Consider the following 26436-nt stretch of genomic DNA (forward strand, 5'->3'; position numbering starts at 1 on the left):
TTATTTCGCGATATTAATGATTTTAGTTTGGGTAAATTCGGCCAACCCTGACTCACCTAATTCACTGCCAAAGCCCGATTGCTTGGCACCACCAAAGGGAATTGCTGGATCTAGCTCGCCATGTTTATTTATCCAAACAGTTCCTGCATCTATTTGATTGGCCAAGTGATAAACCGCTTTGCTATTCTCGCCCCATACCGAAGCACCCAAGCCAAAAATACTCGAGTTTATACTGACCAATAGCGCCTCTTCATCGTGATAGCGAATAATGGGCAACACTGGGCCAAATTGCTCTTCGTCGACCAAGCGTGTCCCTTCGCTAATGTCTTTAAATAAAGTTGGGCGAATAAAATAACCTGTACCGGGCACTGTTTGTTTAGTCGTGATTTGAATGCCATGAGATTGGGATTCTGCAATCAGCGCTTTCACCTTGTTATATTGCAACGCATTTTGTAACGGGCCCATGGTGGTAGTCTCTGCCATACCATTGCCTATCACAACGCCATCGGCCATGACTGCCAACCGATCACAAACATCGTCGTAAATACTGTCGTGTACATACAGGCGTTTAACCGCGATACAAATTTGACCTGCGTTATGAAAGGCTGCTCCAAATATTTTGGGGAGCGCATCATCAAGTTTGGTATCCGCCATGATCACTGCCGCATCGTTACCACCGAGTTCTAGCGTAATGCGTTTAATCAAATCGGCGGCTCCCGCCATAACTTTTGAACCGGTCGCCGTAGAGCCAGTGAACGAAACTTTATTGACATCGGGATGGGCCGTCAGCGGTGCGCCCAGTTCGTTATTGTCGGTAATAATATTCAGGGTACCGGCGGGTAAAATATCTTTAATTAACTCACCGATACGCAAAGTACTTAACGGGGTGGTCGACGCGGGTTTCAACACCATGGTATTACCGGCTATCAAAGCGGGCGATAATTTAAAGGCCATTAATATCAATGGGAAATTCCAAGGCACCATGGCCGCAATCACACCTAATGGTTTTGCATGAACTTCTACGCGGCGCTGCGTACTGTCTTCTAATATTCTAACGGGTAACGTTAGCTCGCAAAAATATCGGCAAAAAGTCACAAAGCCATGCACTTCTATCACTGCATCAGCAATCGGCTTGCCCTGTTCTTGTACTAACAATTCGCCTAACTCTTGGGCATGGGCTTCTACCACCTCAGCAACCTTGGCAAGCAAGGCTTGCCGAGTGGCCATTGGTGTTGCACTCCAATCGGGAAATGCCGCCTTAGCCGCAGCGACAGCTTGATTTAATTGATTGAGAGAAGCGTGAGGGCTATTTGCCACCAGCGTTTCGTCGGCCGGATTCATTACCGCCATGGTATTATCACCAGCGATAAGTTCGCCGTTTATGAGTAACCGATAAACCGTCATTTTATTTACCCGATTCAATTTATTGTTGTAGCAAACCTAAAGTAATTAAAAATCTATCAATATAAAACCTGTCAGTCAACTGGTTTTATCTAATAAAACATGCTCATGTTCGTGTATATGTGGGCTTAAGTTGATAACTTGATAATGTTTTTAAGTTAAAAATTGTATTTACTGCAGAATTAAGTTTATTAAAAATTTAATTGGAGAATATATTTTTAATAATGTCTGCATATAAACAAGTTTAGAGTTGAAAAGTGTTAACTCCTGCAGTATTTTCATTGCTAAAATAATCCTTGTTTTAAATAGGTGTCATATGACTAAAAATACAATTAAAAATGAAAGTGCAGCTCCTAAGCGCAGTCGTCGTATTCAGGAGCGAACAGAAACTGCGCGCACCGATTTAATGAACGCCGCAACGCCAATGTTCGCTGAGCAAGGATTTGACGCGATTTCGGCAAGAGATATTGAAACCGCAGCCAAAGTAAATCGTGGCATGTTGGCTTACCACTTTGGCGGCAAGGATGAACTGTGGAAGGCGGTTGCGGACAATATATTTAAGGCATTAAATGTGGCACTGGAGCAACGCCTAGTGATTATCAAAGAGGTGTCTAAACGTGAAAGCGTTGCATTATTGATTCGTTTTCATGTACGTTATTACGCCGAACATCCTGAATTAAGTCGCCTAATGAGTCAGGAAGCGCGACAAGACAGTTGGCGAATTCACTACCTTACCGACATACATGTACGTCCAAGCGTCACTAAAATCAAGAAATACATTGCCAAAGAACTCAAACTCACCGACCAGCAATTTGCCCACTGGTATTACATTATGGTCAGTGCCAGTGCGACCATTTTTTCGTTTGAGTCGGAATGTAAAATGCTATTTGGATTTAACCCTATATCAGAGGAGTCGATAATACGACACGCTGAAATGTTAGTGGGTATGCTGTTAAAAGAAGGTTAAACGGGCTTTTAAGCGGCTAAATAATAATGAGTCTAAATAGCGAGGAAGATCATTGTTTGCAGTCATCTGAAACTCTTCACGTTTTTATTTATATTTTAAAAAGAAATTTTTACAAAAATTAGATGTTTGATACTTCGGATTCGAACTCCCCTTTTAAAAAAATTTTCTCTAGTATATAAGGAGTGAATTTTTCGAGAGAAGATTGCTCAACTAAACGAGTTAATAAATAAATGACTGCTGGAGCAGTCGCCATTCCACAGTGAGAGCAGTCGACCTGGATGTTCTGAGTTAATTTACCTTGTGGCAATAAACTCACTTTCCACTGCACAGTGCCGTCGGCTTTGGAATAAATTGAGGTCATTAGGCATTCCGGTAATGGCTCAAAATTATCTTCAAATTTATGCTCTATGGGCAGTAACTTTTCATCAAGTTTGTATGGATTAAACATATTGTAAATTTCTGAAACACTCGAACCGTCACCCTCTTTATCAAAAAGTGGGCGACCTAAACTAATGACTTTTAGACCCTGTTTATTAATGCCAACATCTGTTGTGTCAAACGCTATAAGTGCTTGGAAATATAGGCCGCATTAGCGGCTGAATTCTTATTTTTAAGGCTTTAAATACTTAACCAACCAAACCGCCGTTTCTTTAAACGCTGCTTTTTGATTATCACCTTTGTACAGGTCGTAATGTCCGCCTGGATAGGCAATGTACTTAGTTTCCAAACGCCCTTTAATGCTTTTGTGCAACAGAACGCCATTTTGAGAGCGGTCAAATAATGTTTCATTTTCCGCATCAATAATTAACGTGGGAACGTTTAATTGGTCGACATAATGCATCGGGTTGAAGCGTTTCATCGCTGCCCAGTTAGGATAACCTTTAAGCGCAGGGTTTTTAGCCATGGTCGCGTCAGGGTAGGGTGGCAGTATTCCACGTGCGGTTAATGTTTCTATTTTTCTAGCCATAGCTATAGGCATTTCCCGAAGATTATGCACATAATTTACCGGTCCCATCTGATCAACCAATACCTTAATACGGTCATCACTAGCAGCCATCACCATAGCCAACCCGGCACCGAGGCTAGTACCCCATATACCTAGGTTATTAGGCATGACCTGAGGCTCCCCACCAAGATAATATAAAGCAGCCCGTACATCGGCTAACATAGAAAATGGCTCAACCACTTTTCGAATATGGGTGACATTGATATCAAGCTTTGCTGCCTCCTCTGAATGAGGCAATGCATCAGTGGGCACAATAGGGCCATCACTTTGGCCCCAGCTTTTATAATCAAAAGCGAGCACAATAAAACCAAGTTCCGCAAAATGGGGGCCATAATTCTTTTTTAAATTCTCTTTGCTGCCACCCCATCCAGGAACTAATAATATACCGGGTAGTTTTTGTGTGGCGGTTAGCCCTTTGGGCTTGTATATATCAGCTGCAAGGCGCACCCCCTGACTCCAGATAGTGACTTCCTCGTGAACAACATCTTTGATGTTTGTTGCCGCACTTAAGCTGCTAAAAGTCAATGTCATACAAAACAGCAGTAAAGACATAAGTGGTTTTGTTTGGTCATTTATATTGAACATAACGATCCTTTAGAAAGTAATTAGTAATCTGCTTTTGGACAAATAGGTCTTGTTTTACAGTGCTTCCCTCACCCATCTTTCGATGACAGGTTGGTAAAATTTGTTGAGCATTTCATATGCATCAGGGGTTAAGTGCAGGCCATCGTCAGCAAACCACTTGGCTTGGTTACGCAGGGCCTCATTAAATTCAAAATAATGGTATTGCTCGCCAGTTTGTTTACGCATATGGGTATTAATCTTTTCGATAATGGGTAATTGTCTAGCGGCTTGTTTCTGTGGACATTGTAGAATTGAAAAATAACCTATTTGAGATTTTGGAAACTGAACAGACAAGTTGGTGATTAAACCATGAAGATTAGCCATAATCTGTTCACTGTTATTGCCAAAAATAAGGTCGTTACTGCCACAGTAAACCAAGATGTGTTTAGCCGTGGGTAAGGTGCTTAAATCGTAATCTAACCAAAACTCAGTGGTGGTGCTGCGAATGGCCTGGTTAGATATTGAAAGTTGCCCCCATTGTGGGGAGCCCCAGAATTCAAAGATACTGCTACCAATCATGACAATGTCGTAATGAATTGGGCGAGTATAATTAGCCATAATGGATTAAAAAGAGGCCAGTTTTTGGTCGCTGATACGCGACCAAAAATCAATGGATTTGGGAACCGATTTGTGTGCAGTTAAGTGACTATGCTGATGATCAAACAACATAAAACAAAAATCGTCATCATAACTTGGCCATGGGTTTTTTAATGTTGCAGGACTGCCATTATGAGCAAAGGCCGTCCAACTGCTTTGTATTTCATTAACCAATTGCACCACTCTTGACGTCTGGCCATGAAAACGTTGATCTGTTGTGCCAAATACATAGCCAATATCAGCCGCATGAGTACAGCCAAATTTTTCGATTGGCGAGCGCCTCCCCAATTGATATCGATAGGCACGTCCCCCCGCTTTTATTTGGTTACTCAAGAGTCGATGGCAAGGTTGTGTAAACCAATATTCACAATACATTTCGCTTAGTTGATTTTGGTAACTCGTAGGGCGGCTCCGACTGATGAGTTGCTGGCTTATTTGTATCAAACATTTGTCAATATCCTCAGCCTCAATTAATAGACAAAGAGCGCTATGCAATGTTTCTTTCGACGATATGTTTTGCTGCAGTAAAGCGGCAAAAAAAGTCCATTCATCGGTGTTTGTGCCAGCAATGATAATGATATCTTTGGCACTGCCTTGAGCAATTGCCTCATGGGGTGGAAGCGGCAATAATTGATTTTCAATCACAGGGGTAAAAGGTAAAATACCAAATTGTTGGAAGACTTCTGGCCGTGCTAAAAAGTGCGCTTGTATTTTCAATAACTCTGCACTGCTTAAACTGGGAAATTGTTGCAGCGTAAAACCCAACTGGTTGGCACTATTAACAAACTCGGCAGCAACCTTGTTAGCTTTTTCTATAGAAGAATAAGTATGGCCAGCACCACTTTGTAAAATAGCCTTGTGAAATAACGTATTAGCTGCGCCAGATGCCAACAAACATGCAATGCTCATAGCTCCCGCGGATTCTCCAAATATGGTGACGTTATTTTTGTCTCCACCAAAATAGTGGATGTTGTTTTGTATCCATTTTAACGCGGTTATCTGGTCACCGAGTCCTTCATTACCGGTTGATGGGATAACACCATGGCTAATGTCGCAAAGCCTCAAAAATCCTAAACTTCCCAATCGATAATTGATTGATACCACAACGATATTGCCAGAACTTGCTAATTTTGTGCCCTCGTATTCAGTTAACGACCCACTACCACCTTGAAAACCACCTCCATGTATCCAAACCATAACTGGCAAGTTTTTATCTATGCCGGGTGAGAAGATATTAAGGTTTAAACAGTCTTCATTTTGATTTAATTGCTTCACTGGGTTACTAGATATTGGGTTAACGGATGGAAGCTGAGGTGCAATAGGACCCACTTTGCCTATTTGCTTTGAAAACTCAGTTCCTACAACAGAAGGATGCCATCGCGGATGCCATCGCGTTTGCAACTTTGTTTGCAACCGCGTTTGAGCAGCTATTGATGATGAATAATCAAGTCCTAAAAATTTATGAATATTAATGTTAATTCACCACACCAAGAAACCCTGAAGAAATAAAACATACCAAAAGTTCAAGTTTGGTGCAATCAACATATTAATCCAAATAAAATCTAAAATTTAAATTGCTAAATTAATGTTAAATTTGTTAAATAATTCTTGTAAGTAAAATTAACATACTGTAAGTTCAAATTCTAATCGTTGCATCGTTAAAACATTATAAGCGACGCAGCTATAAAATATTTTGAGAGAGAATAATGTTGAAGTTAACCTTTTTTACAAAAACAGCTTATGGAGTGGGTCAGATGTCGCAAGGCGTCAAAGACACTGCATTTCAGTCATTTGTGGTTTTCTATTTCAGTCAGGTCTTGGGCATGCCCGCCATTATGGCTGGGTTTGCTGCGTTGATAGCATTGCTGTTTGATGCAATCACTGATCCTTTAATGGGTGACATTTCTGATAACTGGCATTCGAAATGGGGGCGTCGTCATCCCTTTATGATAGCTGCGGTTATTCCTTTCCCGATATCACTGTATATGCTTTTTTCACCGCCGGTCGGTCTTGATCCTGATGGGCTGTTTTTGTGGTTGTTGGGCTGGTCTATCGTTGTAAGAATTTTGTTAACAATGTTTAATGTGCCTCACAATGCCTTGGGAGCAGAATTAAGCCAAGACTATCAAGAGCGCACTAAAATAGTCAGTTATCGCACCTTTTTAGGTTTTGTGGGCGGTATCACTTTATCCGTTGTAGCTCTTAATTCGTTTTTTAAAGCATCTGAAACCTATCCAAATGGTATGTTAAATGTTGAAGGTTACAGTAGCTTAGGTGCGCTAGCGGGGAGCATCGCTTTTGTGGCAATGATCCTTTGTATTCTTGGCACCAAACACACAATTCCATACTTACCTAAAGCACCTGAAAATCAAAAGAAAGTAGATTTGAGCCGCAGCTTTAAGGCCTTTGCCGAAGCGCTGAAGTTAAGACCCTTTCGGATTATCTTTACAGTACAGATCATGACAATGATTGCTGGTGGGGCAGGGGCAACTTTTATGTTGTATATCGGTAGTTACTTTTTTGAACTATCCACGGCTGAAATATCTTTATTAACGCTGACCATAATAGTGGGCTTAATACCGGCATCTATTATTGCCCCAGTATTGTCTAAACGTATTGATAAAATGCCCAGCTTAGTTGCCTGCTTACTGGTGGCAACAATCTTTAGTTTTAGCCCTATATATTTACGTTTGTTAAGCGTTATGCCTGAAAACGGCTCTCCATTAATTATGCCAATACTTTTTGCGACTTATGTAGTTGGTTATAGCTTCTTTATTGCTGCAGGCATAGTCATCGGCTCTATGTTGGCAGATATTGCTGACTTACATGCAAGCAATACAGGTAAACGTCAGGAAGGTCTATTTTTTGCGGCCAATTCGTTTGCTCAAAAAGCCACTTTCGGACTAGGTACTTTGTTTGCTGGCATCGGGCTCGACCTGATCGCTTTTCCAAAACAGGTGGATGTATCGATGGTCACTGAGCAAACCATTTTCAACTTAGGTTTAATTGCAGGGCCTTTGCCTTTTGTGATTTATCTCATCGCTGCGTATATCGCCACAAAATACGATTTAAACAAAACACGACATGCAGAAATTTCTGACCAACTTTCGGCACAAAAAACCACATAAATAACTACACAAAGAATTACACAAAGAATTACACAAAGAGCTGCACAAATGACTGTGCGAAGAGCTAAACAAAGATTTTCACAAAGAGCTGCACAGATGACTGTGCAAAGAACTACACAAATGGCCCCGCAAAGAAGCTAAGCCAACTGACTTAACACTGAAATCTAAACATAATTAAAAAGACGGGGAAACACTATGGTCCTGAATACTCATAAACACACTGCTTTTAATCGATTAGCTTTTAATCAAATAGCTTTTAAACTTACTCCTTTGGCCTTTGCATTGATTTGTATTAGTACAAGTTCAACGGTCTTGGCCCAAGAAGCTGCCACAGCAAATGAATCATCAGGCATAGAAGTGATTCAAATTACCTCCACAAAACGTGTTACATCACTGATGGAAACAGGTCAAGCGGTCAGTGCATTTAGTGAAGAAAGCATGGCGCAGATGAATATTGATGGTAGCCAAGATTTGGTGCAATATTCTCCTTCATTAATTATTTCTTCTAGTAGAATATCCATACGAGGGGTGGGACGACCTAACACTGCACTAGGCTCTGACCCTGGTGTTGGCATATATACCGATGGTGTATACAACACCGAAAATGGTATTTTTGATTATTGTAATTTTTGTGACATAGAGCGTATTGAAGTGCTGCGTGGACCTCAAGGTACGTTGTATGGCAGAAATGCTGTAGGCGGCGCAATTAATGTCATCAGTAAAGAGCCCCAAAGAGAATTGGGTGGTTACGTTAACTTAGAAGCGGGCAATGACGGTTATTTAGTGACGCAAGGTCAAGTAACGGGGCCACTTGGTGAAACATTTTCAGCTATCGCTACGTTGTCTAAAATGGAGCGTGATGCACTACAAGAAAACTTAGCGGCTGATGTTGGCGACCTAGATAATAGAGATCGAACTTATTATTCAGTTACCTTAAAAGCGGATTGGACTGAAAACTTTACCAGTACTTTGCGTTACATGAATTATGATCGCAGCGAAAATCCGTCACCTGGTTATTTAGGTGATGCTTACCCAACAGACTTTGTCAATCTTGGTGAGGGTCCTTTACCTGGGATTTTTACAGGTTCAAATGCGCTTAATCATGTGTCGGGATACACCATTGCCAATCCGGCAGTGAACGATATTAATCAAACCAATGTTGATTTTTTAGGTCAACAAGATGTGGAAACAAAACGCTTAACTTTCATTAGCACATTGACATTAGATGAACTGGAATTTAAATACACCTATGGCGACAATGAGTTTACTTATGACTCTATTGCTGATGGTGATGTGTCAAATGCAGCCTTTGGAGGTATGAATTTTTCGGAAATGTTTAGACAAGTCACTACATTGGTTGGCATTCCAGGTGGGGTCTATTTACCCAATCCATTAACTGGCGCACCTATTACACTTGCCTCAGATATGACCGCTAGTGTGGTCCAATCAGGTGAGTTCACATCTCATGAATTACAGGTAGTATCCAACTACGATGGTGCCTTAAATTTTATTGCTGGTGTGTACTATTTTAATAGTGAAGAGAGTCAATATAGCGACTTTGTTGAGCGTGGTTTTGGCTTAATGCAGGGCGATGCTATTGCTGCAAATTATGGTGGTTTCCCCCCTGAGCTTGGTTTGCCTGCCGACAGTGGTACTTTCTTAGGTTTTCCAGGTTTTCAGCCAGGATTGTATCAGTTTTATTCTTCACTCATTGGCGCGCCTTTCGAAGCGACGGCTAATGGTGATGGTGGCTTTTTGTATTATGGACAAAATGAGCTCGAAACGACTGCTACTGCTTTATATGGTCAACTAGAATACCAAGTCAATGATGCGCTCACTTTAACCGCAGGTCTGCGTTATTCAAACGATGAAAAAACGGGGTCAGATGATGTATTTGCTTACTTATCCGTGCCTAAAAATCAGCATTTAGTTGATGACAGTTGGAACAAAGTCACTTGGCGTTTACAGGCTGATTGGAATGTTGACAAAGATACGTTTGTTTATGGCTACATATCTACCGGATATCGCTCTGGTGGTTTCAACCTGGGTGCAGCGACAGCAGCACCAGTAGACGTGGTTGATCCAGAAGAATTAACTGCATTTGAAGTCGGCTATAAAAAATCGTTATATGACAATAATGTTAACCTTTCTTTAGCGGCATATTATTACGATTATGCTGATCTGCAAGTGCTTTCGACAGTCACCGAAGGGGGAGTTACTACCGCCGCATTTGATAATGCAGCACAAGCTACAGTCATGGGGTTTGAGGCAGAATTACAGGCTTGGTTGACCCCAGATTTCCGTATTATGACGACCTATTCTTATACCCATTCAGAATACGATAACTATACAGCGGTTGATTCCACCGCCTGCGCCATTTTAGGCGAATGTGATGTTCAGGATCTGTCAGGTAACCAATTGAATATGGCACCTGAAAACAAATTCTCAGTGTCTGCCACTCAATTTTTTGAGCTGAATGGCATGGGTAGAGTATTGTTAACGGCGGGCTATTCTTATGTGGGTGAACAATACTCTCGGTCTTTTAATCGCAGTGACTGGGATCAAGTCGATAGTTATGACCGTATCGATGCTCGCCTAAGCTGGACATCTGAAAGTGAAGCTTTTGAGGTAGCCGCCTTTGTGAGAAATGCCGCTGATGAACGCGATATTTTACGCTACACAACACCTTCTACAGTGACACGTTTGCAGAATGTCGAGCTGTCCGATCCCATCTCGTACGGTTTGCAAGTTCGTTATAGCTTTTATTAACACATAGCGCTTCAAGAGAGCCCATTTGTAGGGCTCTCTTATTAACTTTTGACAGTAAAAATCACCCCTTGGCTTAACTATGAATTTTGAAACTGTCATCAGGCGATGCCCTTGGTTTAATGGTGCACCTGAATCTGCCTTTGAGACATTAATCGAGGCGGCAAGATTAAAGCGTTTCGATCAAAAAAAGTATCTGTATCGATTGGGTGAAGAAGGAGAGTTTGTTTACGCTGTGGTATCGGGGTTTGTTCGCATAAAAATTAGCAGTATTCACGGACAAGAGTTTGCGATCACCGAGTTTTCATGTAACGCCTGGCTAGGAGAATTTACCCTAACTAACCAACCAGCTAGGATGTTTGAAGCGCAAGTGCTGGATAACTCAAGCATTATTCAAATCCCCAAACGAGTCGTAAAAACACTCGCTGAAGAACACCCTGTTATTTATCAAAACTTGTTTTTGGCACAAGCCGAAAAAACTTTACAAATGTGTGAGCTATTGGGTGGCATGTTGTTCTATCCGCTTGCTGCTAGGTTAGCCGGAAGGTTGCAATGGTTTGCCCAACATTATGGGATACAAACTAATGAAGGTATTTTGATTGATAAAAAAATGACTCAACAAGAATTGGCTGAACTGGCTCGTGGTTCGCGACAAAGGGTGAACAAAATAGTGAAAGAGTTTGAAGATGAAGATATTTTGATTCTGACCGGACAGAAATACTTGATCAAAAATATGCGGGCATTAAAAGCTAAAACACAGTTCAAAAACGAATAAACGTTTTTACAAAGTAGACATCGAAATTGTCACCTAGGAGACAGCTGGCCTCGGGTTTTAGTTGTAATTTATCAATACTCCAGTATTGGCACGTAGAGCCTAGCTCCAGGAGCTTGGCTTCCAAAGTACGGCTCTTGGACCGCGATTTCAAAAACGCGGCTTCCGAAGCGCGGCTTCCGAAGTAATATTAGAAGAATAGATTAAAGAATTAGGTGATTTTATGAATGCGGTTAACAACAATGTCAATAACGTCGAACATTTTGATGTGCTGGTAGTCGGTGCAGGTTTATCAGGAATAGGCTCTGCTTACCATTTGAAAACACAACTACCAGACAAAAGTTTTTGTGTACTCGATGGCATGGAAAGTTTTGGCGGTACTTGGCTAACGCATAACTATCCTGGCGTTCGTTCGGACAGTGACTTATTCACTTTTGGCTATCGATTTAAACCTTGGACAGGTTCACCTATTGCTAATGGTGCTGAAATTTTGAAGTACATGGGCGAAGTTATCGCTGACAATCATATAGATCAGCATATTCGCTACAACCATCATGTACTTGGTGCAAGTTGGGACAGTGTGAGTCAACTTTGGACCATTACTGCATTTAAAAAAGACAGCAAAGAAACCGTCCTTATTACCGCTCACTTTTTATGGATGTGCCAAGGTTATTATAATCACGAAAAAGGTTATACCCCTGATTGGAATGGTAAAGATGATTACCAAGGCTTGCTCGTGCATCCACAGGATTGGCCAAAGGATTTACATTATAAAGACAAAAAGGTCGTCATCATTGGTTCCGGTGCCACAGCTGCCACTTTAGCGCCTAACATAGCGGAAGATTGCGAACATGTGACATTGCTACAGCGCTCTCCGACCTATTTTATTCCAAGGCCAAATAACAACCCGTTAACGGATCAATTACGTGATATCGGGATTGACGATGCATGGATACACGAAATAACCCGAAAGCAGTTACTTCAAGAGCAGGCTGGCTTTATTCAACTGTCTACTCAATATCCAAATGAAGTCAAAAAAGGTTTGATTGATGGCGTAGCGGCGCTTTTGGACGATGATTTTGATGTGGAAAAACACTTTACCCCCAAGTATGCCCCTTGGAGACAACGTATCGCGGTTGTGCCTGAAGGCGATATCTTTGCAGGAATTCGCTCAGGTAAAGTGGACGTTAAAACAGACCAAATTGAGTGTTTTAACGAAACGGGGATCGCGCTGCAGTCGGGCGAACAACTTGACGCTGACATTATTATTTCAGCCACAGGATTTAACCTGTCAGTCTTAGGTGGGATTGAGTTTTCTGTTGACGGCAAGATTGTCGACTTTTCTGAGAAAGTAGGCTATCGAGGCATGATGTTTACCGATGTACCTAATATGGTGTGGGTAATGGGGTATTTTCGTGCTAGTTGGACCTTACGAGTTGATTTAATAGGCGACTTCATCTGCCGATTGTTAACACATATGGACCAAAAACAGGTTAAACAACTCACCATGACACTGCGAGATGAAGACGCTGATATGGAGTTGTTGCCTTGGATCGATACCGAAGAATTTAACCCGGGTTATATGCTGCGGTCATTACATTTGATGCCGAAACGCGGCAACAAAGCGGATTGGCAACATACCCAAGATTATTGGGCAGAAAAAGACACACTACCTTCAGTCAATTTAGACGACAAACTGTTTGTGTATAAGTAGGTACCCATGAAACCATTTGTCTTTTCAACCACCAAATCGATTATCTGCGAAACTGGTGCGATTAAACGTATTGCCGATATTTGTGAGACTCTCGAAATTTCGAAGCCTTTGGTAGTTACTGATAAAGGTATTGTAGATATAGGTTTAATACAGCCACTAGATATTGCGTTTAAAAAAGCAGGCAAGGAGTATGTTTGTTTTGATCAAGTGGTGGCTGACCCATCTGAAAATATCGTGTTGTCTGCCGTAGCTTATGCAAAGGATCATGAAGTCGATGGGGTCATTGGATTTGGCGGTGGCAGCTCATTGGATACAGCAAAATTAGTAGCGCTGTTGGCTAATTCGGATGAACAACTGACTGATATTTATGGTGTCGATGCCATTAAGGGCAAACGGCTACCGCTAATTTTGATCCCCACAACGGCTGGTACTGGCTCTGAAGTGACGCCTATTGCTATCGTAACCACAGGCGATACCACCAAAGCAGGTGTTGTCTCAGCGGAGCTTTTACCCGATGTCGCCTTGTTAGATGCCAGTTTAACCTTGGGGTTGCCTTCTCACGTTACCGCTGCGACGGGAATTGATGCCATGGTGCATGCTATTGAGGCCTATACCAGTGCCATTAAGAAAAACCCTTATTCAGATTTGTTGGCTAAACAAGCGCTGACGTTGTTATCAAATAATATCGTTGAAGCAACGTTTAATGGTAACAACGTTGAGGCGCGTCAAGCGATGTTGCTAGGGTCGTGTTTAGCCGGTCAAGCCTTCGCCAATGCGCCTGTCGCGGCTGTTCATGCTTTGGCTTATCCATTGGGAGGGCACTTTCATATTCCTCATGGATTGAGTAACGCGTTAGTGTTAATTCAGGTGATGAATTTCAACTTAAGTCACTGTGCTGACTTATATGCTGAACTTGCGCCAAGTATCAGTGAGACAATCAACCTTGATGGCACTAATAAACAGATTGCCCAGGCCCTGATTGATTTTATCGCGAGTTTGATAAAACAGCTTAAATTGCCAGTGAGTTTAGCTGCAATGGGGGTTGGCGAAAGTGATATTAATACTTTAGCAAAAGATGCAATGTTGCAAACACGCTTGCTGGTTAATAATCCAAAACCTGTGACCTTAGAAGACGTCAAACACATCTATCGTCAAGCACATCTATCGTCAAGCAAATTAGGGGAGTGGATTAAATGAGTACTGAGTCTAAAACCGATTTTCTTTTTTTCTTTCCGATCACGACCAGGTGGATGGATAACGACATGTTCGGTCACGTGAATAACACCCATTATTACTCATATTTTGACACGGTTGTGAATCAGTTTTTAATCGAACAGGCGGGTTTCAACCCAATGACGAGCGCCCAAATTGGTTTTATTGTGAAATCTAGTTGTCATTATATGAGTCCTGTCGCTTACCCTGAACAACTGATTGGCGCTTTCAGAGTTGATCGTCTTGGAAAAAGCTCCGTAAATTACTCAATAGGTATTTTTAAGCAAGACCAAGACACGGCTTCAGCAGTGGGTTGTTTGACCCACGTATTTGTTGATCGTGAGACACAAAAGCCAACGGCCATTCAAGGTAAAATGCGCGAAGCTATGGTATCAGCGATGGTAAAGGTATGAGCCAAGAAATAATGGATAACCATTTAATGTTTGAACATGTCATTAAAGTAAACAGTGTTGATATTGCGTATCAACTGCATGGCAATCCATCACACCCCACACTGTTGCTCATTCATGGATTAAGCACACCATTAACTGGCTGGCCCAGTGAAATGGTTGATGAATTAGTGGCTGCTAACTTTCAAATTTTACTTGTAGATAATCGTGATGTGGGGCGCTCCCAGCAGCTTGACCATTTACCTATACCCAATATGGGCTGGGTCATAACGAAGTTAAAACTAGGACTCTCAATAAAAACGCCATATCAACTTGAAGATATGATGCGAGATATCATTGCATTATTGGATGCACTTAAATTATCTGAAGTCCATGTGGTGGGGGCGTCAATGGGCGGAATGATAGCGCAATTGATGGCAGTCCATTATCCACAAAAGATAAAAACCTTAACTTCTATTATGTCTACAACCGGATATAAACAGCTGCCTGGGATAGACAAAAATATTCGCCAAACGCTGTTACAAAAACCGGCCTCCAAAGAGTATAAAGATCAGATACATTACCACATCAGAAAATGGCAAGTGATTGGCAGTCCAGATTACCCATCTTCCGAAACTGATTTGCGGCAATACGTCGAAAGCATGTTGCAGCGAGGGATCACAACGAAAGGCACAATCCGGCAAATGCTGGCAATAATGGCCGCTGGTAATAGAGAAGGTGAATTATCTAAGCTAAATGTCCCAAGTTTAGTTATTCACGGTGACTGCGATGGACTAGTCAATGTAGCAGGTGGTAAAGCCACAGCAGATGCCATACCCAACGCAAAACTAAAAATTTACCCAGGAATGGGGCATGATTTTCCTGTTCAATTAATTCCCAACATAGTCGATGACATCGTGACCCATATAAATAAGAATAATGGTGAAAGAGCATGAAAGAATTTAATCAACCGGTAGCAGTTATTACTGGGGCCGCTTCAGGAATTGGTAAAGCCTTAGCCATACAATTGGCTGAAAAAGGTTACCACTTGGCTTTGGCTGACAAAGATACTGATGGTTTAGAAACGTTGCAGCAGCAAATACAGGCTATGGGTGTTGAATGTTTTATTACTCACCTTGATGTATCAGACAATCCTGCTTTTATCGCATTTGCGCAACGCACTCACGACAAGTTTAATCGCGTTGATATGTTGTTTAACAATGCTGGTGTTAGCTTAATTGATTCTGTGGAAAACCAAACACTTGAAGATTTTCATTGGATAATGAACATTAACTTTTGGGGCGTGGTGCATGGCACAAATGCGTTTTTACCTTATTTAAAAGCCTCGCCTAGTGCGCATATTGTTAATATTTCCAGTATATTTGGTTTGCTTTCTCTGCCATTGCAAAGCGCCTATAACGCATCCAAATATGCGGTTAGAGGATTCACCGAAGCGTTAAAAATGGAGATGGCAGGTAGCAACCTTGCGGTGCATTGCGTTCACCCTGGGGGCATTAAAACTAACATCACTAACAATGCTAAGGTATCCACTAACAGCATTCTTAAAAGCCAGTTAATTACAGACTTTAACAAACAAGCAAAAACAACCGCTGATCAAGCAGCCGAAATCATTTTAGCCGGAATGGATAAAAAACAACGGCGCATATTAGTCGGTGAAGACGCAATATTACTTGACGGTGTTGTCAGGGAGTTTCCAGACACTTACGAAGACATTCTAGGTTTTGAAAAAGGTGTGCTTGAAAAACGCAAAGAACTCATGAAAAATTAAAGGCACAGACGCGCTTAAACCTTTTTATTTCAACTTTTTATTTTAACGATTTATTTCAATTATTTATTTTAACTATTTAAATTTTACCGTTCCAACTGTTAGAGGATCTATAAATGCCAGCACCTATTGTAAGTCGCAGAGACATTGAATTCTTTTTATATGAGATGTTTGATATCGAATCTTTAACCACCCGTGAACGTTATCAAGATCATGATCGTGAATCTTTTGATGCCGCAATCGATATTGCACAGGCCATAGCCGAAAAATACTATGTACCTATTCGTTTAAAGGTAGACAGTCATCAGCCGACATTCGATGGCAAAAAAGTGCATATTATTCCTGAGATTAAAGAAGGTCTCGATGCGGTTATTGAAGCGGGACTCACCGCTCCAACAACTGATTACGAAATGGGTGGAATGCAACTGCCACAAGTCGCAGCGAGTGGCGCTTCTGCTTACTTAGCCGCTGCAGCAAGTACCAGTATTGGTTATCTTTCACTGACACATGCCAATTCAAATTTGATCGAAACTTATGGCACCCCCCAGCAAATTGAAAAATGGGTTATACCACAGCGAGAAGGGCGTTTTTTCGGCACTATGGCAATGACGGAGCCTGGAGCGGGTTCTGGTCTGGGTGACCTCACAACGTCTGCCACTAAAGAAGATAACGGCACGTATCGAGTCAAAGGCAATAAAATTTGGATATCGGGAGGAGATCATGATTTATCTGAAAATATTGTTCATTTAGTGCTGGCCAGAGTGAAAGGCGCACCTAAAGGCGTAAAAGGAATTTCGTTGTTTATTGTGCCAAAGTTTTTGGTCAATGATGATGGCAAGGTTGGCGAGCAAAACGAAGTCGCTTTGTCCGGTTTGTTTCATAAAATGGGCGGGCGAGGGCAGACGTCAACCGCGTTAAGTTTTGGTGAACAAGATGGTGCTGAAGCTTATCTAGTAGGCGAGGAAAATAAAGGCTTGATGTACATGTTCCATATGATGAACGAAGCCCGAATTTTGGTAGGCACTGGTGCAGCTTTAACTGCGTTAACTGGTTTTCAATATTCTCTGGACTACGCCAAAGGCCGTCCTCAAGGGCGTTTACTGTCTTCAAAAGATCCGTTAGCACCTCCAGTCAACATTATTGAACATCCCGATGTTAGGCGAATGCTGCTGACCCAAAAGGCGTATTCTGAAGGTGCATACGCATTGTGTTTATATGGACATCAACTTGTTGATGATGAAAAAACAGCACCCACAGAGAGTGAGCGAAAACACGCATCAACGATACTTGATTTCTTAACACCTATTATTAAAAGTTGGCCGTCAGAATGGGGACCAAAATCCAATGATTTGGCCATTCAAGTATTAGGTGGGCATGGTTATGTTAACGAACACCCAGTCGAGATGTTCTATCGTGACAATCGCCTTAATCCCATCCATGAGGGTACGACTGGAATACAGTCATTAGACTTACTTTGCCGAAAAGTACCGATGAATGACTTTAAAGGTTATCAAGCGTTTTTAAACGAAATACAGCTCACTGCTAAAAGTACAAAATCGATTGAGAGTTTACAGACTTATGCAGTCGAATTACAAAATGCGGTAGATAACATTAAGGAAGTGACAACCAGTGTGATGGGCGCTTCCAAGACACAAAATCTCGATTTGGTTTTTTCTAATTCAGTCAGTTATCTGAATATGTTCGGCCACGTCACCATTGCTTGGTTATGGTTAAGGCAAGCTGAAATAGCCACCGAAAAACTTGCCAGAGCCACTCATGGCGACGATGAAAAGTTCTATAACGGTAAAATTCAAGCCATGAAGTATTTCTTTAACAGCGAATTACCCCTAACGTATCATTGGGGTAACTTAGTCAAAAATATAGACAGTGCGAGCTTTGACACACACCCAGATTGGCTATGATATTCATCTAAACAATACTGGAGAATGAAAGTACGGAAATGTGGGAAATGTGGGAAATGTGGAAAGTGTAGTGTGGGAAGTGTAGAAAGCGCGGGATGAGAGTTCACCTTTCTGCATGACCAATAAAAAGGCTTATCTTCCGATAAGCCTTTTTATCTTTTGAAGCGATGACCCCAAAACTCATGAACTCAATCTTACTCAGGTTTGTCACACTTAATGTATTTAAGTCGGCTTTTTTAAGGTGCCCTTTATGGTTTTTAAACAGTTTAAAAATAGTTTTGAAATAGTTTTGAAATAGTTTCAGATTTTAGTTTTACGCTAAGACAGTGCAAGCGTCTAAGGCACATGGCATCGTTCGAGATGATTAATTCGGTTTGATTGGCTCGGGATAAATTACCTTCCAGTCTTTGCGCATATCAACAATTGTCCACTTATTTTCGGCTGCTTTATCTAGCCCTTTATCGAGCTTTCCAATTTCAGATTGTCGGTCATAAGCCCATTCCCGTTTTTTGTCAGTATGGTGGATCAACATACTAAGGCGAGCCCCTTTTCCTTTCGATACGTATTCTAACATGTGCATGTCGCCATCTGAGTTACCAAATGCAGCGATTGGACGGCGTCCAATGTGGGTATTGATGGCGATCACTTTGTGACTGTTGTTGTTATAAAAATCCATCTCAGGATGGCGAACAATCACCATTTTATTATTGTGTAATGCGTAAGTTCTTTTTACGGTACTGCCTATAATCTGTTCTGAGGGAATGCCATAAACCGATTCAGACCAAGCTCGAATAAACGCAATACCACCACCTGAAACGATATAGGTTTTAAACCCGTTTTGCTGCAACAAGCGGATCAGTTCCAACATAGGTTGGTACACCATGTTAGTAAATGGTCGCTGGGTAACGGGGTGTTTAGCTGTTTTAATCCATTGCGACACCAGCGCATGATAGGTCTCATTATCCATACCGGTATTAGCCGCCATAACAATATCATTTACCGCTGTTTTACTTTGGGTTAGGGCTCCGGGAATATCGCCTTTGAGCAATGAAGCAAAGGGCTCTTTGTTTTGCCATTCAGGGTGACTTGGCGCTAATGCAACAATACGTTCAATAGCAAAAAGTAACTGGGTATAGATGGGTTGTTCTGCCCATAAAGTGCCGTCGTTATCAAATGTGGCGATGCGCTCACTTTTTTTAACAAAATTAGTTGAGTTTGGATTTGTCACCTCCTTTACAAAAGCCATGATGGTCTGCTTACTTTGCGTATTATGCCAAGAAGGTAGCGGCTCTTGAGATGCAATGGCCCCGAAGCTCTGTAAAGTGATAGCCAACAAAAATGCGTTTGAAAGTAATGTATGAGTCATGATTTGTATCTCTTATTTAACATCTGTATCAAAGACAAAAAAGCATGGTCAGTTAATCACGTCTAAAATAACAGTGATATGCCGACCATCATTTCACATTATTTAGGTTGCCTAGTTTACCTAAAGTACCTTGAGCACCTAGAGCACTTCAAATAACCCAGCTGCACCCATACCACCGCCAACACACATGGTAATCACCACATATTTGGCCCCACGGCGTTTACCTTCAATCAGTGCATGGCCAGTCATGCGTGCCCCACTCATTCCGTAAGGATGGCCGATAGAAATAGCCCCACCGTTCACATTCAATCTGTCCATGGGGATCTCCAATTTATCTGCGCAATAAAGTACCTGAGTCGCAAACGCTTCGTTTAATTCAAATAAACCGATATCGTCAATCTTAAGACCGTGTTGCTTGAGTAATTTAGGGATCGCGAATACTGGGCCAATACCCATTTCGTCAGGTTGACACCCCGCTACTGTCATTCCTACGTACCGCCCTAACGGCTCTAATCCTCGTTGCTGTGCAAGTTTAGCTTCCATTAAAACGCAAGCCGATGCGCCGTCAGATAGTTGGCTAGCATTGCCCGCTGTGATTACGCCACCATCGATAACGGTGCGTAAGCCTTGCAAGCTTTCTATTGTGGTCGCTCTTAACCCTTCATCTGCAGAAATAGTGACGTGTTCATAAGAGACTTCTTTGGTTTCTTTGTTCATCACTGCTTTGGTGGTGGACATGGGTGCCAGTTCAGCGTCATAAAAACCTGCAGCATAAGCTTGGGCTGTTCTTTGTTGGCTTAATAAACCATATTCATCTTGGCGTTCACGGCTAATACCATAACGCTCTGATACGATTTCAGCCGTTTGTAACATTGGCATATAAATGTCCTTGTGGACATTCGCGAGCGCGTTATCCACCGCCATGTGAGTATTTACATGTTTGTTTTGCACGAGAGAAATTGACTCTAGTCCAGCACCAATTGTGACATCCATTCCATCATGGACAATTTGCTTGGCTGCGGTAGCAATCGACATCAAGCCTGACGAACATTGTCGGTCTATGGACATGCCACTCACCGACGTCGGTAGCCCACCTGCCAATGCCGCCAAACGGCCAATATTGAGTCCTGTTGTGCCTTGTTGCATCGCACAACCTATGATGACATCTTCAACTTCAGCGCCGTCGATGCCGGCACGCTCTACAGCATGTTTTATGGCATGTCCGCCTAATGTAGGGGCAGTTGTCATGTTAAAGGCACCGCGATACGCTTTACCAATGGGGGTGCGTGCGGTTGAAATAATTAGTGCTTCTCTCATGTTAAATTCCTATTGATAACCGGTTTATTATTGACTTGAAGTGACGCCAAGTGATTGATTGTAATGGTCATAGAGTATTGAAATTTAAGCGTGTTGTTTATCACCTAGGTGACAATTATGGATGGAAAAGGAAATCTACGTCATCTGAGACCTCAGATGTGTTGTTATCGTTGAGAGTTGAATGATTTACTAGATTAAAGAAACGAGTTTAGGCTCGTTTTTAGTTTTGTGGACATGCCGTTTTATGCGCTGCGGTTTTCAAGCATTCACTGCGTTCACCTGCATCCATGCAGTGTTTCAAACGAATCCAGCGCGGCTGCCGCCTTTGTCCAACTTACTTTTTGCCTACAGCAGCAAAAGTAAGCAAAAAATGCCGTTAGCAGGCAATGCTCTTCATCCGATTATCAGGCAAATTTTGCAGGTCGTTTGCACTTGCTCCCGGCAAGCGGAAGCCGCCCTCAACAAACTCAATCGCCTTCCATGGCGATTGCCTTAAAATTCACCTGTTAATCGGTGAGCCTTGAGTCGAGGGTAGATCAAAAAGCATCGGCTTTGCCGACTGAGAGTTTTAATGGCTTCGCCACTGCTTCTCCGCAGTACTACTTTTCGTATTGTATTGATTTAATTATGCTTTATCGTTTTGTTACAGTGGGTGTCTTGATAAGCGGATAGAGTCTTCTATAGAAACCCTTATATATGTAAGATCACGGGTAATTGTCGTATCTCAGCAGAAGGGTAAATTTAAGATCTGGAAATATCTATATGTTGTAATAACTTAGTTACTGCGTATAGAATAAGGTCAAATTTATACGGCAAAAGCCCGTGTTATTAATATTGTTATGTGTACCTGAAGTTGGTTGATTAATTTACAATATACACAGTATTATTATTTAGAGAGAAAACAGATGGTTATATTATTAGTTCTGCATGCACTTAGCATTTTCATTTGCTATTACATTGCAAAATATCGAGGTGCTAAAGCACGATTTTGGGGCATTATGGGAGCTATTTTTGGTCCACTAGCCATTCCATTTGTTTTAATCTCAAAATCTGTGGATGTATCTGAATAACAATCATTTCTTGTCTGTGTGATGCACACATAAGGCAATAAAGCAGGACTAAAAAAAGTTAGCTGCCGTTCGTGCCGCACTATTAGTCAACAATTTTTAGCCTCTTACTGGGGCGTTGAACTTAACTAGGTGATACAACTATGGAATTTAAAAAAGTTGCTTTGGAAATTCTAGATAAACTAGAAATTTTACCCAAAATAGTTGGTGTTTTTGCTGCTATTCTAGCTATTTGTGCCGTATTGATGCCTTCATTTTTGTGGAAACCATTCGAAGCGATGGTGGCCTCGGTTTATGGTGTAAGTGGCTATGTTTACTACGAAGTAGGCGTAAATAGAAAAATAACGAGTGATGGAAATTTCTATTTATTGAAAGTTACTAAAACTGGTTATTACGATGAGATCACAGTTGGCGATAAGCTTAGGGTGGCCGGAGATGTTAACTTTCGAAGTGGTCCAGGTCGTGAATTTTCGCGCTCATTCGTATTGTTTAACGGAGATTGTGTTGTTGTTACAAGCACCCCAAAGAAGGAAGTAAAGGTAGAAAAGGCGAAATCTGGCGGCTGGTTAAATGTAGCGACGTCACCTTGTGGCTTGTTTTAATAACCAAAGCTAACAAGCACTTCAAACGGAACAAAAGCAGTTGGTTAGGCTCTGCTTCGCTTCACATTATAACCAACTATTTTTGTTAAATTATAAAGACACCCATCGCAATAAATCACAAAAACTATTTTTTTGGCTATTCGTTATCATGGGTGTCTTATTAATTTTATTCTGATGTCTTGTTAATTTTTATTAGAAACGTTAACCGATAATGGTTGCGTGTGCATTGGCGCTAGCGACGTCAAAGCTAGAGTTGAATTGGTCAGCACTGTGGCGGCCGTCATCTTTAACGTCTTCGATTTAAATACGCCGAAAAAAACCGGTTCCGACTTAATCAAGGCGGTTAAAACTAAGGAGGGACAAAAGATAAAGTTTATTGTAATGTTAAAACCGTCAGTTCTAAAGTTGAAGGGAGCGACGTAGATACAGCATCATATCTTTTTTTGAAAAATCGTTGGATATTGATGGCCTGATAGACACAGTTGCCTCTGTGCTGGAGGCAAGGGAATAAAATTATGATGACAAAGATCTCACCCCTGAAACTATGGCTGGTTACGATTGCTCAAATAAAGTACCAGGCAAAGTATGCCTTGGTAGGTTCAATCTTCGGCTGTGTTTTTTTAGCAGTGGCGTGGGCTATTGAGCTGTTTAGCTCAGGCTTGATGCCAACAATTGCTAACATTATTCTGATACATTTAGATAATCCAATCATTTATATTGTTGATACGGCCCCGCTTGTATTGGGTTTTACCTTCTATTATCTCGGTACTGTGCATGCTCGCCTCGACGCGGAAGCTAAAAGTCAGCGGGACAGTGGTGCTCGATTTAGGGCACTGATGGATTCCGCTTTTGACGCTATTATTATTATTAATGCGCAGGGCGCAGTGATGGATTTTAATGCAGCCGCTGAAGGAATTTTTGGCTACCAAAGGCGGCAGGTTCTTGGTATCGCTCTAGCGGATCTGATTATCCCGCATCGTTATCGTGAAGCGCATGGTCAAGGTTTAAAGATGTTTCTTAAAACAGGTAAAGGGCCGCTGATTGGCCAGCGTTTTGAAATAGAGGCTTTGCATCATGATGGACATGAATTTCCGGTCGAGGTGGCTGTTGAAAAATACGAAGTTGTAATAGGGACGGAAAAAAAAGCTGCGTTCGTCGGATTCATCCGTAATATTAGTGAGCGCAAAGAAGCTGCTGCCAATCTTATCCAATCTTCCAAACTGGCAATATTAGGAGAAATGGCGACGTCAGTCGCCCATGAATTGAACCAGCCGCTGAACGTTATTCGTATGGCCGCTGGGAATAGCCGCCGAAAAGTGTCTGAAGGTACTGCTGACGCTGAATACCTCAACTATAAGCTGCTGCGTATTGAGGAACAGACCGCACGAGCGGCGACAATTATCGATCACATGCGGATGTTCGGGCGGCAGGCGACAGAACTTCCTGGATCTATTGATCCTCGAGTTGTGGTGGTTAATGCGCTTGATCTTGTGAGTGAGCAATTGAGATTGGCTGGAATTGAGGTTAGGACGGTGCTGGCGGAAGACTGTGCGTATGTTTTGGGCCACGCCATTCAAATGGAGCAAGTCATTTTGAACCTCCTCACTAATGCCCGAGATGCCATAGATGAAAGCGAAGATCGGGCGAAAATCACATTGCGAGTATTTGAAGGCGATAAAGTTGTCCATATTACAGTCCAGGATAATGGCGGGGGTATTCCCAGCGATGTTCTGCACCGCATCTTCGAGCCGTTCTACACGACCAAGGAAATGGGCAAAGGAACGGGTTTGGGGCTGTCTGTCAGTTACGGCATTGTTCGTGATATGAAGGGAACGATTATCGCTGAGAACATCGATGATGGTGCCCGGTTCACAATTACATTACCGATGTTTAGTTAATATCGATTTTTAGAAGGAGAAGGTCCGTGTCAATTAAGATCCCTCGCGCTGATCTTCAGCATGAATGACGTTTTGAATCTTGTATTACCGCTTGTCTGTTGTGTTGAAGGCAGTCTTAAAATGGCTTAGTTCTGACATATATTCAGGCTCTATATTAGCGTTGGTTTAATCAACGCTGGCCTCTGATGAAGTCCGTGCCGGGTACCGCGTACCTTATCGCCTAAAAATACACCCACTCGGATTATTATCCTTGTCTTATTCTGGCTTTGATGAGGTAGGCTAGACCGTTTTCTTCATCATATCCTGACTAAGCGGGTTGGGTGAAAAGTGTTATCCCGAGTCTTGCCTTCCATAACACCCACACAGGCTTGGTGCCTTTGTCCACAACGGAATTAAGCAAAACTGGGATAACGTAAACTGTTTCATATTATGCGCTCAGGTTGGCTGGTGTAACGCGATAGTGCTCTTGGCGAGAAAGTAATATCCAGATTAAACGAGCCAAACGGTGAGCCATGGCGACTGCCACTTTATTAAGCGGTTTGGTTGCACGAAGTTTCAACGCCCACAAAGCTAATGGGTCTGTGCTTTTTGCTGCTCGGCTGACAAAGGCTCTCGCACCGTGTATCAATTGTTTACGTAAGTAACGGTCTCCACGCTTGGTTATGCCGCCCATTTTACTGATATTACCCGATGCATGTTGTTTAGGCGTCAGACCTAACTACACTGCAAACTCCTTGGGGTTATTAAATGCTTGGCCTTTGTCGATGGCGGCTAACAACGCAGAAACATTAATCACACCGATACCAGGAATACTGCGTAGGATTTTTCCGCTTTCACTTGCATCGACAAATTCACCTAACTGTTTTTCAATACCTTTGAGACGGTTAAGTGTGATGTCATATTCGCTCAACATGTCTATCACCATATCTTGTAGTCGATGACTGTATTGAGGGTTATCTATCACACTGGTTAACCCATTTAGCAGGGCTTTGTGACCACAAGGAAACACTACCCCAAACTCACTCAATAGCCCTCTAGCTTGATTACTCATCGCTGTTTTGTTTTTGATAAGTCGCTCACGGATACGATGTAAGCAGGATATTTCCTGTTGGTGCTCAGACTTCACCGGAACAAAGCGGATATGAGCTCGTTGGCTGGCTTCTGCTATGGCAAAGGCATCATTGTGGTCATTCTTGTTGCCTCGCACAAAGGGCGTGACATGTTGGGCAGGGATAAGCTTGGTATCATGGCCTAATTTCGCTATTTCTCGCCCCCAGTAATGAGATGATTAACAAGCCTCCATGACCACCACAGTCGGTGACTGCTGGCGCATAAAGTCGAGTAACTCATTGCGCTTTAACTTCTTATTAAACTGAGGTTTTATCTGCTCATTCACCCCGCATACTTGAAATACATTCTTTGCTAAATCGATAGTAATTGTTTGAAGCTTCATCTTGGACGTTCCCTATGTAAATAGTCTGGTTGAAAATACTATTTTGGCGCATTGACGCCGTATTAGGGAGCGTCCATCTCATCACCCACATTAACAAACCAATCAACTCGTCAAACCAACATGAGTTGAGCACGGCATTAGTGAGGTAGAAACGTTTATTTCATTATCTTCGTCAGAAGGGCTGAATTAATGTGACTGTCCAGATAGCGTTTCCAGATAGCGTTCTTTGGTGATAAAGGATTGATAAGGTTATTAAAAGTAGTGCAGACGAAACAACGTTATTTGAATGGATAACTCAGGCTATTAGTAATACCGATCCCCATAAACAATTAACTACTTTTCCTAACAAATAAAAAAGCGACCACTTAAGGTCGCTTATTTAGATTACTTTATGACTAAACTAAAACTGGGTGTTATACCTAATACCAAATTCGCTCGCATCATTACTT

The 26436-nt window shown here is 42.0% G+C and carries 19 protein-coding genes and 1 pseudogene; 12 read left to right on the plus strand and 8 right to left on the minus strand.

All coding sequences use genetic code 11. The annotated features are described in order from the left end of the window. The gene (locus QZ562_RS03525; protein ID WP_293756966.1) at positions 1–1404 is read right to left on the minus strand and encodes an aldehyde dehydrogenase family protein; all 1404 of its coding nucleotides are present in this window, start codon (positions 1402–1404) and stop codon (positions 1–3) included. Positions 1405–1717: 313 nt separating this feature from the next. Between QZ562_RS03525 and QZ562_RS03530 the strand changes: the two genes are divergently transcribed. Beyond that, complete coding sequence (locus QZ562_RS03530; RefSeq protein ID WP_293756968.1) at positions 1718–2368, plus strand: TetR/AcrR family transcriptional regulator; 651 nt, start codon at positions 1718–1720, stop codon at positions 2366–2368. A gap of 118 nt (positions 2369–2486) precedes the next feature. Here the strand turns inward: QZ562_RS03530 and QZ562_RS03535 are convergent, their stop codons facing one another. The 4 genes from QZ562_RS03535 to QZ562_RS03550 all read right to left on the minus strand — a co-directional run bounded on the left by QZ562_RS03535 (position 2487) and on the right by QZ562_RS03550 (position 6008). Then, positions 2487–2816, minus strand: a complete 330-nt coding sequence (locus tag QZ562_RS03535; protein WP_293756970.1) for a hypothetical protein — start codon at positions 2814–2816, stop codon at positions 2487–2489. A 162-nt stretch (positions 2817–2978) separates the two neighbouring features. After that, the gene (locus QZ562_RS03540; protein ID WP_293756972.1) at positions 2979–3959 is read right to left on the minus strand and encodes a CocE/NonD family hydrolase; all 981 of its coding nucleotides are present in this window, start codon (positions 3957–3959) and stop codon (positions 2979–2981) included. Positions 3960–4013: 54 nt separating this feature from the next. Further along, positions 4014–4556 (minus strand): GDSL-type esterase/lipase family protein, encoded by a 543-nt coding sequence (locus tag QZ562_RS03545; protein WP_293756974.1) that lies wholly within the window; start codon positions 4554–4556, stop codon positions 4014–4016. A gap of 6 nt (positions 4557–4562) precedes the next feature. Continuing rightward, on the minus strand, positions 4563–6008 hold the full coding sequence (locus tag QZ562_RS03550; RefSeq protein WP_293756976.1) for a carboxylesterase family protein: 1446 nt from the start codon (positions 6006–6008) through the stop codon (positions 4563–4565). A gap of 293 nt (positions 6009–6301) precedes the next feature. On the opposite strand from QZ562_RS03550, the gene QZ562_RS03555 reads away from it, so the two are divergent. From QZ562_RS03555 to QZ562_RS03595, 9 genes are all read left to right on the plus strand, one after another. Next, positions 6302–7723 carry an MFS transporter gene (locus QZ562_RS03555; RefSeq protein WP_293756978.1) on the plus strand — a complete coding sequence of 474 codons (1422 nt, stop codon included), beginning with the start codon at positions 6302–6304 and terminating at the stop codon, positions 7721–7723. Between the two features lie 195 nt (positions 7724–7918). Then, entirely contained in the window at positions 7919–10492 is a 2574-nt protein-coding gene (locus QZ562_RS03560) for a TonB-dependent receptor (protein WP_293756980.1), read from the plus strand. A 79-nt stretch (positions 10493–10571) separates the two neighbouring features. Beyond that, positions 10572–11264: a Crp/Fnr family transcriptional regulator gene (locus QZ562_RS03565; protein WP_293756982.1), complete on the plus strand. Its 693-nt coding sequence runs from the start codon at positions 10572–10574 to the stop codon at positions 11262–11264. Between the two features lie 220 nt (positions 11265–11484). Further along, a complete protein-coding gene (locus QZ562_RS03570; protein WP_293756984.1) occupies positions 11485–12975 on the plus strand; it encodes an NAD(P)/FAD-dependent oxidoreductase in 1491 nt (496 codons plus the stop codon). A gap of 6 nt (positions 12976–12981) precedes the next feature. Continuing rightward, positions 12982–14172 (plus strand): iron-containing alcohol dehydrogenase, encoded by a 1191-nt coding sequence (locus QZ562_RS03575; RefSeq protein ID WP_293756986.1) that lies wholly within the window; start codon positions 12982–12984, stop codon positions 14170–14172. After that, the gene (locus QZ562_RS03580) at positions 14169–14600 is read left to right on the plus strand and encodes a thioesterase family protein (protein ID WP_293756988.1); all 432 of its coding nucleotides are present in this window, start codon (positions 14169–14171) and stop codon (positions 14598–14600) included. The genes QZ562_RS03575 and QZ562_RS03580 overlap by 4 nt, the downstream gene beginning before the upstream one ends. Further along, positions 14597–15532 (plus strand): alpha/beta hydrolase, encoded by a 936-nt coding sequence (locus QZ562_RS03585; protein WP_293756990.1) that lies wholly within the window; start codon positions 14597–14599, stop codon positions 15530–15532. The genes QZ562_RS03580 and QZ562_RS03585 overlap by 4 nt, the downstream gene beginning before the upstream one ends. After that, positions 15529–16365: an SDR family NAD(P)-dependent oxidoreductase gene (locus QZ562_RS03590; protein ID WP_293756992.1), complete on the plus strand. Its 837-nt coding sequence runs from the start codon at positions 15529–15531 to the stop codon at positions 16363–16365. Before QZ562_RS03585 ends, QZ562_RS03590 begins: the two co-directional genes overlap by 4 nt. A 113-nt stretch (positions 16366–16478) precedes the next feature. After that, positions 16479–18284 (plus strand): acyl-CoA dehydrogenase, encoded by a 1806-nt coding sequence (locus QZ562_RS03595; RefSeq protein WP_293756994.1) that lies wholly within the window; start codon positions 16479–16481, stop codon positions 18282–18284. A 364-nt stretch (positions 18285–18648) separates the two neighbouring features. On the opposite strand, the gene QZ562_RS03600 is transcribed toward QZ562_RS03595, so the two are convergent. Then, positions 18649–19650 carry an HAD family hydrolase gene (locus QZ562_RS03600; protein ID WP_293756996.1) on the minus strand — a complete coding sequence of 334 codons (1002 nt, stop codon included), beginning with the start codon at positions 19648–19650 and terminating at the stop codon, positions 18649–18651. A gap of 138 nt (positions 19651–19788) precedes the next feature. Further along, positions 19789–20967, minus strand: coding sequence for an acetyl-CoA C-acyltransferase (locus QZ562_RS03605; RefSeq protein ID WP_293756998.1), 1179 nt, complete (start codon positions 20965–20967; stop codon positions 19789–19791). A gap of 1210 nt (positions 20968–22177) precedes the next feature. Between QZ562_RS03605 and QZ562_RS03610 the strand changes: the two genes are divergently transcribed. Beyond that, on the plus strand, positions 22178–22636 hold the full coding sequence (locus QZ562_RS03610; RefSeq protein WP_293757000.1) for a hypothetical protein: 459 nt from the start codon (positions 22178–22180) through the stop codon (positions 22634–22636). Positions 22637–23151: 515 nt separating this feature from the next. Beyond that, positions 23152–24534, plus strand: coding sequence for an ATP-binding protein (locus QZ562_RS03615; protein ID WP_293757002.1), 1383 nt, complete (start codon positions 23152–23154; stop codon positions 24532–24534). 427 nt (positions 24535–24961) lie between these two features. On the opposite strand, the pseudogene QZ562_RS03620 reads toward QZ562_RS03615, so the two are convergent. Next, positions 24962–25987: pseudogene (locus tag QZ562_RS03620) on the minus strand (IS110 family transposase). Between the last annotated feature and the right edge of the window lie 449 nt (positions 25988–26436).

Origin of the sequence: uncultured Paraglaciecola sp. (assembly GCF_913058035.1) — a bacterium.
In the GTDB taxonomy this organism is placed as follows: domain Bacteria; phylum Pseudomonadota; class Gammaproteobacteria; order Enterobacterales; family Alteromonadaceae; genus Paraglaciecola.